Annotated in this window: 12 protein-coding genes; 1 reads left to right on the top strand and 11 read right to left on the bottom strand. The window is 61.4% G+C overall.

Annotated features, from left to right (window positions below):
• Positions 1 to 69: 69 nt before the first annotated feature.
• The 6 genes from V8Z74_RS11210 to merT all read right to left on the bottom strand — a co-directional run bounded on the left by V8Z74_RS11210 (position 70) and on the right by merT (position 4,010).
• A complete protein-coding gene (locus V8Z74_RS11210) occupies positions 70 to 1,002 on the bottom strand; it encodes a DUF3330 domain-containing protein (RefSeq protein WP_349709310.1) in 933 nt (310 codons plus the stop codon).
• A complete protein-coding gene (gene merE, locus V8Z74_RS11205) occupies positions 999 to 1,235 on the bottom strand; it encodes a broad-spectrum mercury transporter MerE (RefSeq protein WP_003132004.1) in 237 nt (78 codons plus the stop codon). The genes V8Z74_RS11210 and merE overlap by 4 nt, the downstream gene beginning before the upstream one ends.
• Complete coding sequence (gene merD, locus V8Z74_RS11200; protein WP_000995360.1) at positions 1,232 to 1,597, bottom strand: mercury resistance co-regulator MerD; 366 nt, start codon at positions 1,595 to 1,597, stop codon at positions 1,232 to 1,234. Before merD ends, merE begins: the two co-directional genes overlap by 4 nt.
• Before the next feature lie 17 nt (positions 1,598 to 1,614).
• A complete protein-coding gene (gene merA, locus V8Z74_RS11195; RefSeq protein ID WP_017518823.1) occupies positions 1,615 to 3,300 on the bottom strand; it encodes a mercury(II) reductase in 1,686 nt (561 codons plus the stop codon).
• 71 nt (positions 3,301 to 3,371) lie between these two features.
• A complete protein-coding gene (gene merP / locus V8Z74_RS11190) occupies positions 3,372 to 3,647 on the bottom strand; it encodes a mercury resistance system periplasmic binding protein MerP (protein ID WP_003131987.1) in 276 nt (91 codons plus the stop codon).
• Between the two features lie 12 nt (positions 3,648 to 3,659).
• Complete coding sequence (gene merT / locus V8Z74_RS11185) at positions 3,660 to 4,010, bottom strand: mercuric ion transporter MerT (RefSeq protein WP_003131974.1); 351 nt, start codon at positions 4,008 to 4,010, stop codon at positions 3,660 to 3,662.
• A gap of 71 nt (positions 4,011 to 4,081) precedes the next feature.
• On the opposite strand from merT, the gene merR reads away from it, so the two are divergent.
• Positions 4,082 to 4,516, top strand: coding sequence for a mercury resistance transcriptional regulator MerR (gene merR / locus V8Z74_RS11180; protein ID WP_003131969.1), 435 nt, complete (start codon positions 4,082 to 4,084; stop codon positions 4,514 to 4,516).
• 35 nt (positions 4,517 to 4,551) lie between these two features.
• On the opposite strand, the gene V8Z74_RS11175 is transcribed toward merR, so the two are convergent.
• The 5 genes from V8Z74_RS11175 to V8Z74_RS11155 are packed head-to-tail and all read right to left on the bottom strand — an operon-like array spanning position 4,552 to position 14,398.
• Positions 4,552 to 5,727 carry an RNA/DNA-binding domain-containing protein gene (locus V8Z74_RS11175; RefSeq protein WP_166226536.1) on the bottom strand — a complete coding sequence of 392 codons (1,176 nt, stop codon included), beginning with the start codon at positions 5,725 to 5,727 and terminating at the stop codon, positions 4,552 to 4,554.
• Entirely contained in the window at positions 5,709 to 8,378 is a 2,670-nt protein-coding gene (locus V8Z74_RS11170) for a TrlF family AAA-like ATPase (protein ID WP_116356570.1), read from the bottom strand. The genes V8Z74_RS11175 and V8Z74_RS11170 overlap by 19 nt, the downstream gene beginning before the upstream one ends.
• Positions 8,375 to 9,586, bottom strand: a complete 1,212-nt coding sequence (locus tag V8Z74_RS11165; protein ID WP_166226534.1) for a GIY-YIG nuclease family protein — start codon at positions 9,584 to 9,586, stop codon at positions 8,375 to 8,377. The genes V8Z74_RS11170 and V8Z74_RS11165 overlap by 4 nt, the downstream gene beginning before the upstream one ends.
• Positions 9,579 to 11,633, bottom strand: a complete 2,055-nt coding sequence (locus V8Z74_RS11160; protein WP_166226532.1) for a DEAD/DEAH box helicase — start codon at positions 11,631 to 11,633, stop codon at positions 9,579 to 9,581. The genes V8Z74_RS11165 and V8Z74_RS11160 overlap by 8 nt, the downstream gene beginning before the upstream one ends.
• A complete protein-coding gene (locus tag V8Z74_RS11155) occupies positions 11,630 to 14,398 on the bottom strand; it encodes a class I SAM-dependent DNA methyltransferase (protein ID WP_166226530.1) in 2,769 nt (922 codons plus the stop codon). The genes V8Z74_RS11160 and V8Z74_RS11155 overlap by 4 nt, the downstream gene beginning before the upstream one ends.
• Positions 14,399 to 14,416 lie beyond the last annotated feature (18 nt).

Here is a 14,416-nt window from a genome sequence, read left to right as displayed (position 1 = left end):
CAAGTTGCGTCCGCCGCAGACCAGTTCTATTCCTTGGCCGCCTGAGCGATCGGCACTGCTCGCTTTCGCTCATGCGAACTTCCTTATTGCAACGGAGCCCTCCAACCCGCAGAAGTGCTCGACGTATTCCGCGCCTTCCGGGGTGAAGGCGGCATCGAGCGGGATTTCCTTGCAGCACACGCAGCAACTGGTGGTGGTCGAGTCACTTGCATTCATGGTGGCACCCCTCCATTGACTGACGAAGACGGCGAATGCCGCCGCCGGCATTGGCTTCGCGAACAGGAAGCCTTGTCCTGTGTCGCAGTCCGCTTGTCGCAATAGATCAAGACTCGCCGATGTTTCCACGCCTTCAGCCACCACATCCATGCCCAGCCCGTGCGCAAGCTGAATCACGGTGTGCACGATGGTTTGGTCGCGGCGGTCGTTGGCGAGCCCGGCGACAAACGATTGGTCGATCTTGAGCGTGCTGATTGGGCAGCACTTCAGATGTTGCAGACAGGAATACCCCGTCCCGAAGTCATCGGCGGCGAAGCGCACACCGATCTGCCGCAAGGCGTCCAGGGCGGGGAAGATCGCCGGATCACCAAACGCGACCGATTCGGTCAGCTCGATTTCGAGATACTCGGCGGGCAACTCGGCATCAGCCAGCACGCCCTTTACCCACCCGTCGAAGTCCGGTCCCACTTGGCTCGCCGAAACATTGACGGCCAGCCGGAACGGTCGCCATGCCAGCATTCGCCAGTCACGCATCTGGCGGCAGGCTTCGCCCAGCACCCAAGCGCCGATTTCAGGCATCAGGCCGGACGATTCGACCACGGGCAGGAACTGGCCCGGTGGCAATAGTCCAAGCGTCGGATGACGCCAGCGCAACAGGGCTTCCGCGCCGACAATCCCACCACTGCGCAGATCGACGACGGGCTGGTAGTGCAGTTCAAGCTGCCCGCGCTCGACCGCTTGGGCCAGTTCCGGCGTCGTCCATCCATCCGGCCGGAAAGCGCTCATTCTCTTTCCCTGAATGCCCGCAACGCCCGCGACAGGGACAGAAGGAACAGGCCGGTCAAACCGAGCGCCGCGATGACCCAATGCTCGCCGAGGAAAGCACCGGCGGTTGTGCCGGCCAGCACGACAGCGAGGATGGGCAGGTGGCAGGGGCAAGTCAGCACAGCCAGTCCGCCCCACAGGTAGCCGGTGATCGGTTTGTGCGTCTCGGACGGCAAGCGCTCGGGGTTGTTCATGGCAGACTCTCCGCGTGCTGTGCCGGCTCGGTCGGCAGGGTGGCCAACTGCACTTCCAGATCGGCCAACGCTTCGCGCCGACGCTCGACGAACTGACGCAGCAGGGCAAGCTGCGCGGCCGCTTCGTCGCCGTCCGCCGCATCCAGCGCCCGGCACAGCCGCGCCAGCGCGTCGAGGCCGATGCCCGCCTCGAAGGCCGCCCGCACGAAGCACAGCCGTTGCAAGGCGGCGTCATCGAACAAGCCGTAGCCGCCTGGTGTGCACGCCACCGGGCGCAGCAATCCGCGCAGCAGGTAGTCGCGCACGATATGCACGCTCACCCCGGCATCAAGAGCCAGCCGGGACACCGTGTAGGCGTTCATTGAACACCTCCTTTTTCTCACCCGGCGCAGCAGGAAAGCTGCTTCACATCCTTGTTGAAGGTCTGCGCCGCGAGCTTCAACCCCTCGACCATCGTCAGGTAGGGGAACAACTGGTCGGCCAGTTCCTGCACCGTCATGCGGTTGCGAATGGCCAGAGCCGCCGTCTGGATCAGTTCACCCGCTTCCGGCGCGACCGCCTGTACGCCGATCAGCCGATGGCTGCCTTCCTCGATAACCAACTTGATGAAGCCGCGTGTGTCGAAGTTGGCGAGCGCACGCGGCACGTTGTCCAAGGTCAAGGTGCGGCTGTCGGTCTCGATCCCGTCGTGGTGGGCTTCCGCCTCGCTGTAGCCCACGGTCGCCACTTGCGGATCGGTGAACACCACGGCCGGCATTGCGGTCAGGTCGAGCGCCGCATCGCCGCCGGTCATGTTGATCGCGGCACGGGTGCCGGCCGCTGCCGCCACATAGACGAACTGCGGCTGGTCGGTGCAGTCGCCGGCCGCGTAGATGTTCGGGTTGCTCGTGCGCATGCTTTGGTCGATGGCGATGGCACCTTGCGCATTGACAGTGACCCCCGCTGCGTCCAGCGCGAGGCTGCGCGTGTTCGGTGTCCGACCGGTGGCAACCAGCAGTTTGTCGGCGCGCAATTCACCGTGCGTGGTGGTCAGCACGAATTCACCGTCCATATGGGCGACCTGGCTGGCTTGCGTGTGCTCCAGCACCTCGATGCCCTCGGCACGGAAAGCGGCTGTCACCGCCTCGCCGATGGCCGGGTCTTCACGGAAGAACAAGGTATTGCGCGCCAGGACCGTGACCTTGCTGCCCAGCCGGGCAAAGGCTTGCGCCAGCTCCAGCGCCACCACCGACGAGCCGATTACGGCAAGGCGTTCGGGAATGGTGTCGCTCGCCAGGGCCTCGGTGGAAGTCCAGTAGGGTGACTCTTTCAAGCCCGGAATCGGCGGGACCGCCGGGCTGGCACCCGTGGCGACCAGGCAGCGGTCGAACATCACGACGCGCTCGCCACCCTCGTTCAAACGGACGGTAAGGCTCTGGTCGTCCTTGAAGCGCGCCTCACCGTGCACAACGGTGATGGCCGGATTACCGCCCAGGATGCCTTCGTACTTGGCGTGCCGCAGTTCGTCGACGCGGGCCTGCTGCTGGGCCAGCAGCTTACTGCGGTCAATCGTAGGCACAGTTGCCGCAATACCGCCATCGAACGGGCTTTCCCGGCGCAGATGGGCGATGTGGGCGGCGCGGATCATGATCTTGGACGGCACACAGCCGACATTGACGCAGGTGCCGCCGATGGTGCCGCGCTCGATCAGCGTGACCTGCGCGCCTTGCTCGACGGCTTTCAGCGCCGCCGCCATCGCGGCTCCACCGCTGCCAATGACCGCTACCTGCACCGGGGGCTCGTTGCCACTGTGCTTTTCGGCGGCGGCCATCCATCCCCGCACCTTGTCGAGCAGTCCGACGCGGTTGTCCGCCAGTGGCGCATCGGCTAGCGTTGCCTTGTAGCCCAGTCCGGCCACGGCGGCAGTCAGCGCGTCCGGCGATGTGCCCGGCACGATGGCGAGTTGCGCTGTGCCCTTCGGATAGGACACCAGCGCCGACTGCACGCCTGGCACTTTTTCCAGCGCTTCCTTGACGTGCGCCGCGCACGAGTCGCAAGTCATGCCGGTGATTTTTAGATGGGTCATGCAACAGATCCTTTATCGTTTGTGGCGCCAGACAATGACGTCCGTTGTGCTGCGGTGCCGTTTTCAGTGACTCACTGCTTGACGCTGGACGGATAGCCCGCGTCTGCGGTTGCCTTGGTCAGCTTCTGCACGCTGGTCTTGGCATCGTCGAAGGTGACGACCGCTTGGCGTGTCTCGAAAGTCACGTCAACTTTGCTGACGCCTTCGACCTTGGAAATCGCCTTCTTGACAGTGATCGGGCAGGCGGAGCAGGTCATGCCCGGTACGGACAGCGTGACGGTCTGGGTGGCGGCCCAGACGGGGGCAACAACGGCGGCGAGGGCGAGGGAGGCAAACAGTTTCTTCATGGTGAACTCCGATCAGTAGAAAAATGGCATGACGTAGGGAAATCCGAGCGCGACCAGAACCAGCGCGGCCACGATCCAGAAAATGAGCTTGTAAGTAGCTCGCACTTGGGGAATCGCGCAGACCTCACCCGGTTTGCAGGCCGCTGCCTGCCGGTAGATGCGCCGCCAGGCGAAGAACAACGCCACCAGCGCCACGCCGATAAAGATGGGGCGATAGGGTTCCAACACCGCCAAGTTGCCGATCCAAGCGCCGCTGAACCCCAAGGCGATCAGAACCAACGGCCCGAGGCAGCAAGCCGAGGCGAGGATGGCGGCAAGCCCTCCAGTGAAGAGCGCGCCGCGCCCGGTTTTTGGTTCAGACATGCGCTTGTCCTTTCGAATTGAAATTGGATAGCGTAACCTTACTTCCGTACTCATGTACGGAGTCAAGCGATATGGAAAACAATTTGGAGAACCTGACCATTGGCGTTTTCGCCAAGGCGGCCGGGGTCAATGTGGAGACCATCCGTTTCTATCAGCGCAAGGGCTTGTTGCTGGAGCCTGACAAGCCCTATGGCAGCATCCGCCGCTATGGCGAGGCGGATGTAACGCGGGTGCGCTTCGTGAAATCAGCCCAGCGGCTGGGCTTCAGCCTGGATGAGATCGCCGAGCTGCTGCGGCTGGAGGATGGCACCCATTGCGAGGAAGCCAGCAGTCTGGCCGAGCACAAGCTCAAGGACGTGCGCGAGAAAATGGCTGACCTGGCGCGCATGGAGGCCGTGCTGTCTGAGTTGGTGTGCGCCTGCCATGCGCGAAGGGGGAACGTTTCCTGCCCGCTGATCGCGTCACTACAGGGTGGAGCAAGCTTGGCAGGTTCGGCTATGCCTTAGCGTGCTTTATTTTCCGTTTTCTGAGACGACCCCAGTCAAGAACTTCCGGCCGGCTCCAGCAAGCTGGGACGCGCCACGATAGCCTTGAACAGATTGGCGGACCGATCATCGATGAGTTCGATCTGCGGCCATGCCCTCAGTGAGCGCAGCAGGCCGCTACCCAATCCGCGATAAGGCAGGAGCTTGGCGGCAAAGGACGCCAGGATGGGGTTGCGCATATTGGAGTTGCCGGCCTTGATGTTCTCGATAGTCAGGTTGTTGGGCAGGTGGCCAGGGCTGATGATCTCGACACGATCCGCGAAGACCAGTACGCGGATCGGCGCGCTGACGAAGTAGTCGCGGTGAATGAGGGCGTTGGCGACCAGTTCTTCCCAGACGATGCGGGGAATCTCAGGCTGCCCCTGGGAGTTGAAGCCCTGCTCGCCCTGCGCGGCGCGGGTGTTAGCGACGATAAAGCCCAACGTCTGCTGGAACACGTCGGCCAGCTTGCCGACGATGTCGCGGCTGTCGATGTAGCGTTCGTCCTCAATCTGGGTGCCGACAAAGGCGACGGCCTTGACGACGAAGGCGGGTAGCGCGTAGTGCGGTGATTTGGCGAACAGCAGACCGCCCGCCACGTTGAGCTGCCCCTGGTTCATCAGGTTCATGTTGGTCAGCAACTGCGGCAGCGGCTGGTTATGCTGGGCGAGCGGCTCACCGAATTGCTGCTCGAAGAAGGTTTCGAAATAGGGCATGTCCACATCGCCCGCGCTCAAGCCCGCTACGGGCGTTTCGTCGGCGTGCACCAAACCCGCCTGCTGGAACAGGCGCTGCAATTCCTCGCGCGAGGTGGCGCGGCGCTTGTCCGAGCCGTTCTTCACCCAAATCGCGCCGTTCTTGTCCATGTAGGGCTTGTTGACGCCCTCAGCGATAGAGAGCACCAGCACCGTGCCTGCCGGGTGAGGCACGTTTTCCGTGAGCGGGTTCACGGCGGGACGCACGACCTGCGAGGCCACGTTGGCGATGAGCATGTTGAGACGAGCAACGTCGGCGCCGGATAGACCGCGCACCGAACCGTCGTCGTTCACCCCAATGAAGATGCGACCACCAGCGGTGTTGCTGAAGGCAACGATCTCTGCTGCCAAGGCGTCGGCATTGTTGATGTCCGTCTTGAACTGCTGCCGACTGTCCTCGCCCCGGCTGAGCAGGTCGATCAGCTCTGTGGTTTCCATAGGTTGTAGACCTCTTTGCGACGGTTGAAGGCTTCCTGGCCTCCTTCCATGATGTTGATGATGGCGTCCTGCACCGGGCGGGCGTCGATGCTGCCGCTTCGCGTGGCGACCTTCTCGTCCTGGTATTGGCAGGCGTGCACCTGTTCCGCGTCACCCAGCACCGGGAAGTTGGCGTTGTGGGTGGCGAAGATGAATTGGGCGTGAGGCTTCATTTCCCGTAGCAGCTTGATCACATCGTCGTAAATGGTCTGGTTGTCCAGATCGTCTTCCGGTTGGTCGATGATGATCACGTCGTTCTGGCGTTGACTGAGCACGTACAGCAACAGCGCCGAAGCGCGCTGCCCGAGAGAGTGGTGCTTCAACTCTTTGCCGCGATAGCGGATGACGAAGCGGTTGGGCACCTGCCAGGTGACGAAATCGGTCAGGTTCTGCATGAAGGTCTTTTCGAAGACCTCGGGGGTGCTGCCGGCCTTCGCCAAGGCTCCCGGCAAGGCACGTAGGAGGCCGCCAAAATCGGCATAGTCCTCCATCACTGCGCGCAGCGTGGTTTCGCGAATGTTGCTGCCCTTGAAGAGCTGCTGCATGAAGCTGATGGCGGCTTCCTTGTCGCCCTTGAAGTCCGCTTCGATCTGCAGGGCGGTGTGGCCAGCGTTCACGCGGTCCAGCTCTACCTTGATGGTATTGAACTCGCGCAGCCATAGTTCATTGAGTTTGTCGATCTCGGCAAACAGCGCGTCGCGGATGCTGGTCTGCTGTGATTCCTGCTTGGCCAGCGCCTCCAGCATTTGCTCCGCCTTGGTTTTGCGCTGCTGCTGGGCCAGGAAGTCGTCCGGCTGGATGGCAGTCATGCCGGTTTGCTTGAGCTCCTGAGCCAGTTGGCGCTCGACTTGTGCGAACTCCTCCTGAAGGCTCCTGCTTGCGCCTTCAAATTCGCCCTGTTTGGTCTTGAGGCGAGCTGCAATGACGTTCGCTTCTCGCTCGATCTGCTTGAGCTGATCGACCTTGGCAACGAGGCTGGAGAACTCAGCGTAGTAGGCCGTGAAGAAATCCGGGTTCTGCTTGGAAACGTAGCTCGTTGCGTTCCGCAGCTCGTCCTCATGCTCGGCAATCAGACTTCCTAGAGCGAGGATGAAGCTGTCTGCCCGCTCCATCATGCGCGCGAGCGCTGTGGCGTCCTGCTGGAAGCCAAGTCGCTTTTGGAGCTTATCGGCGACACCGTGCTCCGCGAACTTGGTCAGACGGAAGTTGGCATCATTTAGTTGGGTCTCGAAGTCGCGCTTGAGTTCGGCCGTGTTGCTGAGCTTGAGCCAGCGCTGAGCAGCGTCACGCACGCGCTGGCGTTGAACCTCTATTTCGTCACGCAGCACACGCAGCTTCTCGCCAACCAGCTTTTCCACCAGATCGGTCTCGAAGCCTTCGCCGGTGCTGGAAAGGTCCTTCTGGCCGAAGTAGATCGGACGGCGCAGTACGGTTTCCCGGATCGACACGCCGGGTTGCAACTTGCCGCCCAAATAGACATTCGGGGCTTCGCGGAAGATGCGGGAGATGGTGAACTCCTGTCCGTACACGTCACATGCTGTCAGCGTCACCTTGCCGCCGCTGCCAAGGGTATGGCGGATCAACTCATCCTTGTACTTGGTGTCCTGCGCCTTCTCGCCGCGTGGAATGTCGAGGGCGTAGCGTACTGCCTCCAGGATGGACGATTTGCCGCTGCCCCGGATGCCGATCAACGTGTTGAGTTCGGAAGAGAAATGCAGCACTTGCCCATCGAGGATGCCGCCGTCGAAGCGGATGCTGCGGATGTGCGACGCTTGATGTTTGGGCGGCTCCATGGCTACCCGCCCAGCGGGATCGCTCAAGGCAAACTTGACCGCCTCGAAGGACAGTTCGCCCAGCTTCAGGTAGCTGGCTTTGCCTCGACCGATTTCATCGACACTCTTAGGGTCGCTGCCTTCCAGTTCGGCGGGGTACCAGCTCTGTAGCCAGCTTTGAATCTTGGTGCGGCAGGGTTTGTCTTTGCCTGCGCCGTCGTGCGTGCGTACCTTCTGAAAAGCCAGCGTTCTGCGTCGGAAGAACTCGTTTTGCCCCAACTCAGTAAGCCGGCCGCCATCCAGCTCCGCCCACAGGCCACTCGGGGCTTCGACATGGGCGAAGACAAGGAAGAAGTCCCGGTGATAGCCTTCCAGCTTCTTGATGGTCTCCAGAAGCGACCATGAAGTGCGCCCGTTCTCCTGCTCGTACTGCGCGGGCGTTTTACCTTCGAATGCGCTGGTCAGAAAGGGGTTGATGTAATTGTGTTCATCGATCCATTCGTCGGAGAACACAACAAGCGTGTGGATGCCATTAGCCCCGTCATTGACCGACAACTCAACGCCTGGCAGCAGCGCAATACCCTTCTTCTGGGCCGTCTTGCGCAGTGCTTTGAATTCTTCGAAGTCGAACTTGTTGTGGTTGGTAATGACGCCCAATCGGATGTCCGCTTTCTCCAACGCATCCACATAGTTGCTGTTGTAGAAGTTGTCATCGCCCGTGAACTTGAATTCTCGGTCCGCTCGGGTATGCAGATGAAAGTCAGCACGGACCCACTGCGCCCCTTCTGCAAAGACCATGGATCGAGCCTCTGACTGCTTCGGTCGCAGACTTTCCATCATGGTTCATCCTTATAGTTAGTCCGCGCGTAGCCCACCAGTCGAGCGGTCTGCGGGTCATAGATAAACTCGGTGATCGATCCATCTCGAATGCGCTGAACCGCCTCGTCGATCACATGAAGTGGCACTAGGAACCATTCCTCAGGCTGCACAGGATGACCGAAGCGGTCGTTGATCGTGATGTTCAACCGCGCGGGCGCGAACAGTCTGTGGAACAGGTTCTCCATCCGGGTGCGGTTGACGCCCGCGAGCTTGTAGGTCGCTACCACTTCGACCTTCGCCAGCAGGTAGGTGGAGTCGTGTTCGGCGTTGGCAATGCGCGTCTCCACCCTGCCCCCGGTCACGCCCATCTTGTGGATGATGTCGCGGTGCTGCGCGACATAGGGATGATCGGAGAGGGAGCGCAGGACGTAGATCGTGCCGCTTTCGACATCATCGGCCTCAAGCTCGCCGCCGAAGGAGAGTTGTCCGCTCTCGGGCGAGGCCAGCCGCCGCGCGGCGGGGTCGTTGTAGAAAGCGCGCTGGAGCGAGCGCAACAGCAGATTGCTTTCGGTGCCGTTGGAGAAGATGAGGCGCAGGCGGCGGTCCACTTCCCCGGCGGTGGTTCTCAGCGGTTCGCCGACGTCTGCGACGTAGAGCGTGATTCCATCGAGAACGAAAAAGTCCCCGGCCTCAATCGCGCGGCGGCCCGCCTCTATGGGCTGGGACTGGCGCAATCCGGTCTTGACTTCCGTCGCTACGCGCTCGAACAGTGGCTTGAACGCCTCGAAGTCTTCGCAAGGCTTGCGATCCGCGATCTCCTCGGCGGCGCGCTTGTCGGCGCTGGTGCGGACATGGCGTAGGACCGTGATGTCGTCTGCGTCGGCTACGCCCGCCAGCTCGGCGGCCAGGTCGTCGATGTCGATGGCTTCATCTGCCGAAGCGGCAACGGTAGGCGCCCCGGCAAGCAAGCCCTGATGGTCCAGCGGCTCCAGCAGGGCGCGGCAGTCCGGGAGCGCACGCAAGCGGTCCAGGCGCACGGCATAGAGGCGCTCGAAAATATCGCGATCCTCACCATGCTGCGGCGCACGCCCGTGCTTCTCGGTGAAGCGTTGGATTTCCTCGAAGCCCGCGATGACGCGCTCCTCACTGGCCGGCCGTCCGGCCTTCGCCTCGGGCGGTGCGAACTCGGCAAGCTCCGCAGCGAGTTCGTCAAGATCGGAGTTACTCATAGCGCCCCTCCGCCTTGAATCGCATAAAGGCGGCCGCGCCTTCGGCCATGCGTCGCTCCCAGGCATCCTGGGAATCGAGTGCAGGAATGCGTCCGCGCTCCTTCTTGAACTGAACGGCGCGAACAGCCATCTCCTTCGCCTCGTCCGGCGTCAGACTCGTGCGCTTCGCCGAGATGGCCGCCGCGACCTGCTTCAAGCTGTCCTCGCTCATGGTCTTGGCGAGGATGGCGTAGGCTTCGCCAAAGGGGTTGATGCGGTCGATGAGGTCAATGTCCAGCTCGCGCACGTCCATCGCGAAGCGGCGCACGCCGTCGATCAGGGCGGTGTTGGGCGACCCGTCGCTCTCGCCTTCGGTGACAAGCCGCTTGGCCTGTTGCGTCAGGTTGAGGGCGGCGATGGCATGCTGGCGCACGGCCTCCTGATCTTCGGCGTCAAGCTCGGGATACTTGTCCTTGATGATCTTGCCCATGCGAACCTGCGTCAGCTCCTCGGGCACCAACTCCTCATCGAACAGGCCGCGCTCAATGGTGGGCTTGTCCTGCACGAAGGCCGCGATGACTTCGTTCAGGTCTTCCTGACAGATTCGCGCCGCCTCCTTGCTCTTGGGCTCGGCGATGCCCTTGATCTCGATTTGGTACGCCCCTGTCTGCTCATTGACGCCGATGTTGCAGCGATCCGGGTCGTAGCCACCCTCGCCGTAGTTAAAACCCGGCACCGGGCCACTGTCGGGGTTCTTGGGCTTGAACTCGAAGCGCGGAGCAAGAACCTGCTCCATCAGCAGGCTCGCCGCGATGGCCTTTAACGTATCGTTAACGGCCTCGGTGACAGCTTCCTCGGCTGCGTCCGGCTCGGCGATCAGGTTGGTGAACCTCGCGCGGGTCTTGCCGGGCGCGTCGCGGGTAGCTCGGCCGATGATCTGCACGATCTCGGTCAGGCTGGCGCGGTAGCCCACGGTCAGTGCATGTTCGCACCAAATCCAATCGAAGCCTTCCTTCGCCATGCCCAGCGCGATGATGATGTCCACATGGTCGCGGCTGTTCTTCTGCGCCGGGTCTTTGAGCGCGGCGGACACGCGGTCGCGCTTGGCGGCATCGTCATCGACGAGATCGGCGATCCGCAGCACGCGGCCATCGGGGCGCTTGACACGTTGGAAGCCGGTCGCAGGGTCGATGCCTTGCCATTCACCCAGCGCCTCGATGATGTGCTCCACTTCCCGCATCTTGTCCTTCGTGCTCTCGCGCGAATTGACATTCGGGATGTGGATGATGGTCTTCTCGGCGGGATCGAGGACATTGAGGATGTCGTCGACGTAAGGCCCGCTGTAGAAGAAGTAGCCGATGTCGAGTTGCTTGAGGTACTCGTAGCCGTTGAGCTGCTCGTAGTAGGTGTAGGTGACGGTATCGAACTTCGACTCATCCTGCGGCGCGAGCACGGCCTCGGCGTCGCCACGGAAGTAGGAGCCGGTCATGGCGACGATGTGCGTCTTGCCCCGCGCGAAGAACTGCCCCAGGTGCAAGCCGAGCTTGTTGTCCGGATTGGCCGAAACGTGGTGGAACTCATCGACCGCGATCAATCGGTCGTCGAACGCCTCGACGCCGTAGGCATCGACAGCGAAGCGGAAGGTCGCATGGGTGCAGACCAGCACCTTGTCCTCGCCTTCGAGGAATGCGCCCAGCGACTTGACCTTGCCGCCGTTGTCGTTGCCTGGCGCATTGCACAGGTTCCACTTGGGTTCGACCTGCCAGTCCGCCCAGAAGCCGTACTTCGACAGCGGTTCGTCGTTGAAGCTGGCACCGATGGACCTCTCCGGCACAACGATGATGGCCTGCTTCAAGCCTTGGTTCTTGAGCTTGTCGAGTGCCACGAACATCAGCGCACGGCTCTTGCCCGATGCGGGCGGCGACTTGATAAGCAGGTATTGCTCGCCCCGCTTCTCGTAGGCCCGCTCCTGCATGGGCCGCATCCCAAGAGCATTGGCCTTGGTCGATGCGCCGTTTCGGGCGTAGGTGACGGAAACGGACGGTACGGACTTGATCTTGTCGCTCATGCGTTGGCTCCCGCCTTGCGTTTCTTGCCCTTGGCCGGTGCAGCCGAAGCGGTCATCTTGGTATAAAGGTCAAACAGCTTTTCCAGCCGCTCAGTGTCGTTCTTGAAGCGCCGACCGATGTAGATGCGCTCCAGCACTTCGTCGTTGCGATCATGTGCGGCACGCAGGTCAGCGGGCATGTTCTCGGGGTCGTACAGGTCCGCGATGGTCGCGGGGAAGTGATGCTCCCGCGCCAGCAAGATATCCTCAGCGCAGCGCGTGAGATCGACCTTGTTCTTGTCGGTGAGCGTGGGCACGGGGAAGGTGTTCCAGCCGAGGGTATTGGAGTAGCGAATATCGGTCTTCAGCCTGCCACAAACGGTGGCGATCCAAACGAGATGCAGGCGTGATGCAATCAGTGCCAAGTTCCAAAGCGGCGCATCGTAAATCACCGACGCGAGATTGGAGACAACGGTGTCATATCCAGTTATCTCGCACGGAAGAAACAACCTTCGTTCCGACGACACATTCGGAACTGCGATTGCAGCGTGGCGACTATGAGGGGCGAAAACGAAGCGATGCGGCGTGGCAGCGTTCTCGTTGGCTTGAGCTCCGTTACTACTCAAGCGCATTTCGCGAACCTTTTCGAGGCGGTCACGAAGAATATCGATGCGATTTACCTCTTCAAGATCGTCATCCTCGATCCATATGCACCAGCGAGCTCCACCGTTTATCAATTCGCGCGATCCAACGTAGCGCTTTAGGAAGCGTCTGGCATCTGGACTCGCTGCAATTATTTGATCCTTCTCTTCAGTAGATGGTGTCAGATGACCTCCATCAGTCGGCTTATTCCCCGACTGCATATGTCCGATGGCTGAAAGCGCACTCGATCTCTTCGTGACAATCACGGTATCAGCAGCGACAAGATACGGACTAATGTTGGCGCATGATCTAACAGTGCCTTCGCCGAACAGTTTCCTTTCAGAGCCAGGGTTGGTCGTCAGGCCGAGAATCACACACGTGACAGCAGCTTTGTTACTAGCGAGGTTGCTCCACAAGAACGATGTGTGCGCAAAGTTGATCGTGTTGCACTCTTTAAATACGAGCGGCCAAAGCATTGCAACTTGCTCTCCTTGAGTGATGGAGTTAGTCGTTACGAATGCGCTTGCCGCCCCAGTAAAATTGTTGAACTGAGCTGCTTTCAGAACGAACGCGGCTACATAGTCCAAATCCTTGTAAGTCTTTAGAAGGGGCGCGAGGACTCGCGCCATGTCTTCCTTCTGCTGCGCTGTCTGACCAACGCTTCCTTGGTACGGCGGATTGCCGCAGATGTACGTCTCGCCGCCTTCGTTCTCGAAGTCAATCTCCGCTTGGTCGAGCGGCGTCTCAAACAGATCATCCGCCAGCACCTTCACGTCCGTCCCGGTGGGCGGGCAAACGCTCAACCAGTCGAGCCGCAGCGCGTTGCCGCAGGTGATCCAGTTCTCGTTACGCAGGGGCAGAAACTCGGCCAGGGCCAGCTTCTGCCCCCGGTACAGCACGTCGCACTGATACTCGGCGATGACCAGCGCAAGGCGGGCAATCTCCGCCGGGAAGTCACGCAGCTCAATCCCGCGAAAGTTGGTGAGCGGGATCTCCGACGCGCGATCCGGCTCGCCGCGCCGCCGATTGATCTCGGCCTCGATGGCGCGCATTTCCTTATAAGCGATGACCAGAAAATTGCCCGAGCCGCAGGCCGGGTCGAATACCCTGATCTTGGCAATGCGCTTGCGCAGGTTGAGCAACACGCGGGCGTTGTCGCCCGCCTCCTCCAGCTTCGCCCGCAGGTCGTCGAGGAACAGCGGATTGAGCACCTTCAGAATGTTGGGAACGCTGGTGTAGTGCATCCCCAGCTCGCCGCGCTCCTCGTCTTCGGCCACGGCCTGGATCATCGAGCCGAAGATGTCAGGATTGATCTTGGTCCAGTCCAGGCCACCAACGTGCAGCAGGTAGGACCGGGCGATCTTGCTGAATCGCGGCACCTCGTCGCCGCCGGAGAACAAAGCCCCGTTGACGTAGGGGAAATCTTCGGCCCATCGAGGAATCTTGGCGGCAGCCCGGTCCTCGCGCTTGGTGTTCATGGCGCGGAACAGCGTGGCGATGACCTCGTGCGTGTTGGACGAGTCCTTGGCGCTCATCTGCGCAACGGTTTCGGTGAAACGCCCCTTCCCGATGAAAATGTCGGTGTCCTCGGCGAAGAAACAGAAAATCAGCCGCGCCATGAGCTTGTTCATGTCGTGGCGGCGCTCCGCCGTGCCCCATTCAGGGTTGTCTTTCAGCAGTTCGACGTACAGACGGTTCAGGCGGCTGGTGGCCCGAATGTCGAAGGCGTTTTCGCTGATCTGGCGGACGGTACTGATGCCCGCCAGCGGCAGGAAGAAGCCGAAGTGGTCGGGAAAGTCTTTGAAGGCACAGGCGACGGTCTCACCGCTGGCCAGGTCTTCGGCCTCGAAGTCCGCACCGTCGGTGGCGAGGATGAACTTCGCCTTGGCCTTGGCCGTCGCCGGGCTGGCCTTGAGAGCGGCCAGCGTCTGTGTCACCCGCCCTACGTCGCAGGTCAGGATGTGGATATTGCTGGTCTGGAGAACACCGCCGAGGTCGGACTTGTTCGACGCCCCCGCGCGCAGGCGCTTGATGGTGGTCGCTTTGTTGCCGAACGCCTCAAGAAAGGCATAGGGGAACTCCGCACGGTCGAACGGCTGCTCCGCGAGGTCGGTGATGGCTTGTTCGATTTCTACGGCGTTCATGGACGTGCAGCCCCCTCT

It is taken from the genome of Comamonas sp. w2-DMI, assembly GCF_040187735.1.
Taxonomy (GTDB): domain Bacteria; phylum Pseudomonadota; class Gammaproteobacteria; order Burkholderiales; family Burkholderiaceae_C; genus Comamonas; species Comamonas terrae.
The sequence above is the reverse complement of the archived record's forward strand: the minus strand, read 5'-3'. Positions and strand labels throughout refer to the sequence as shown.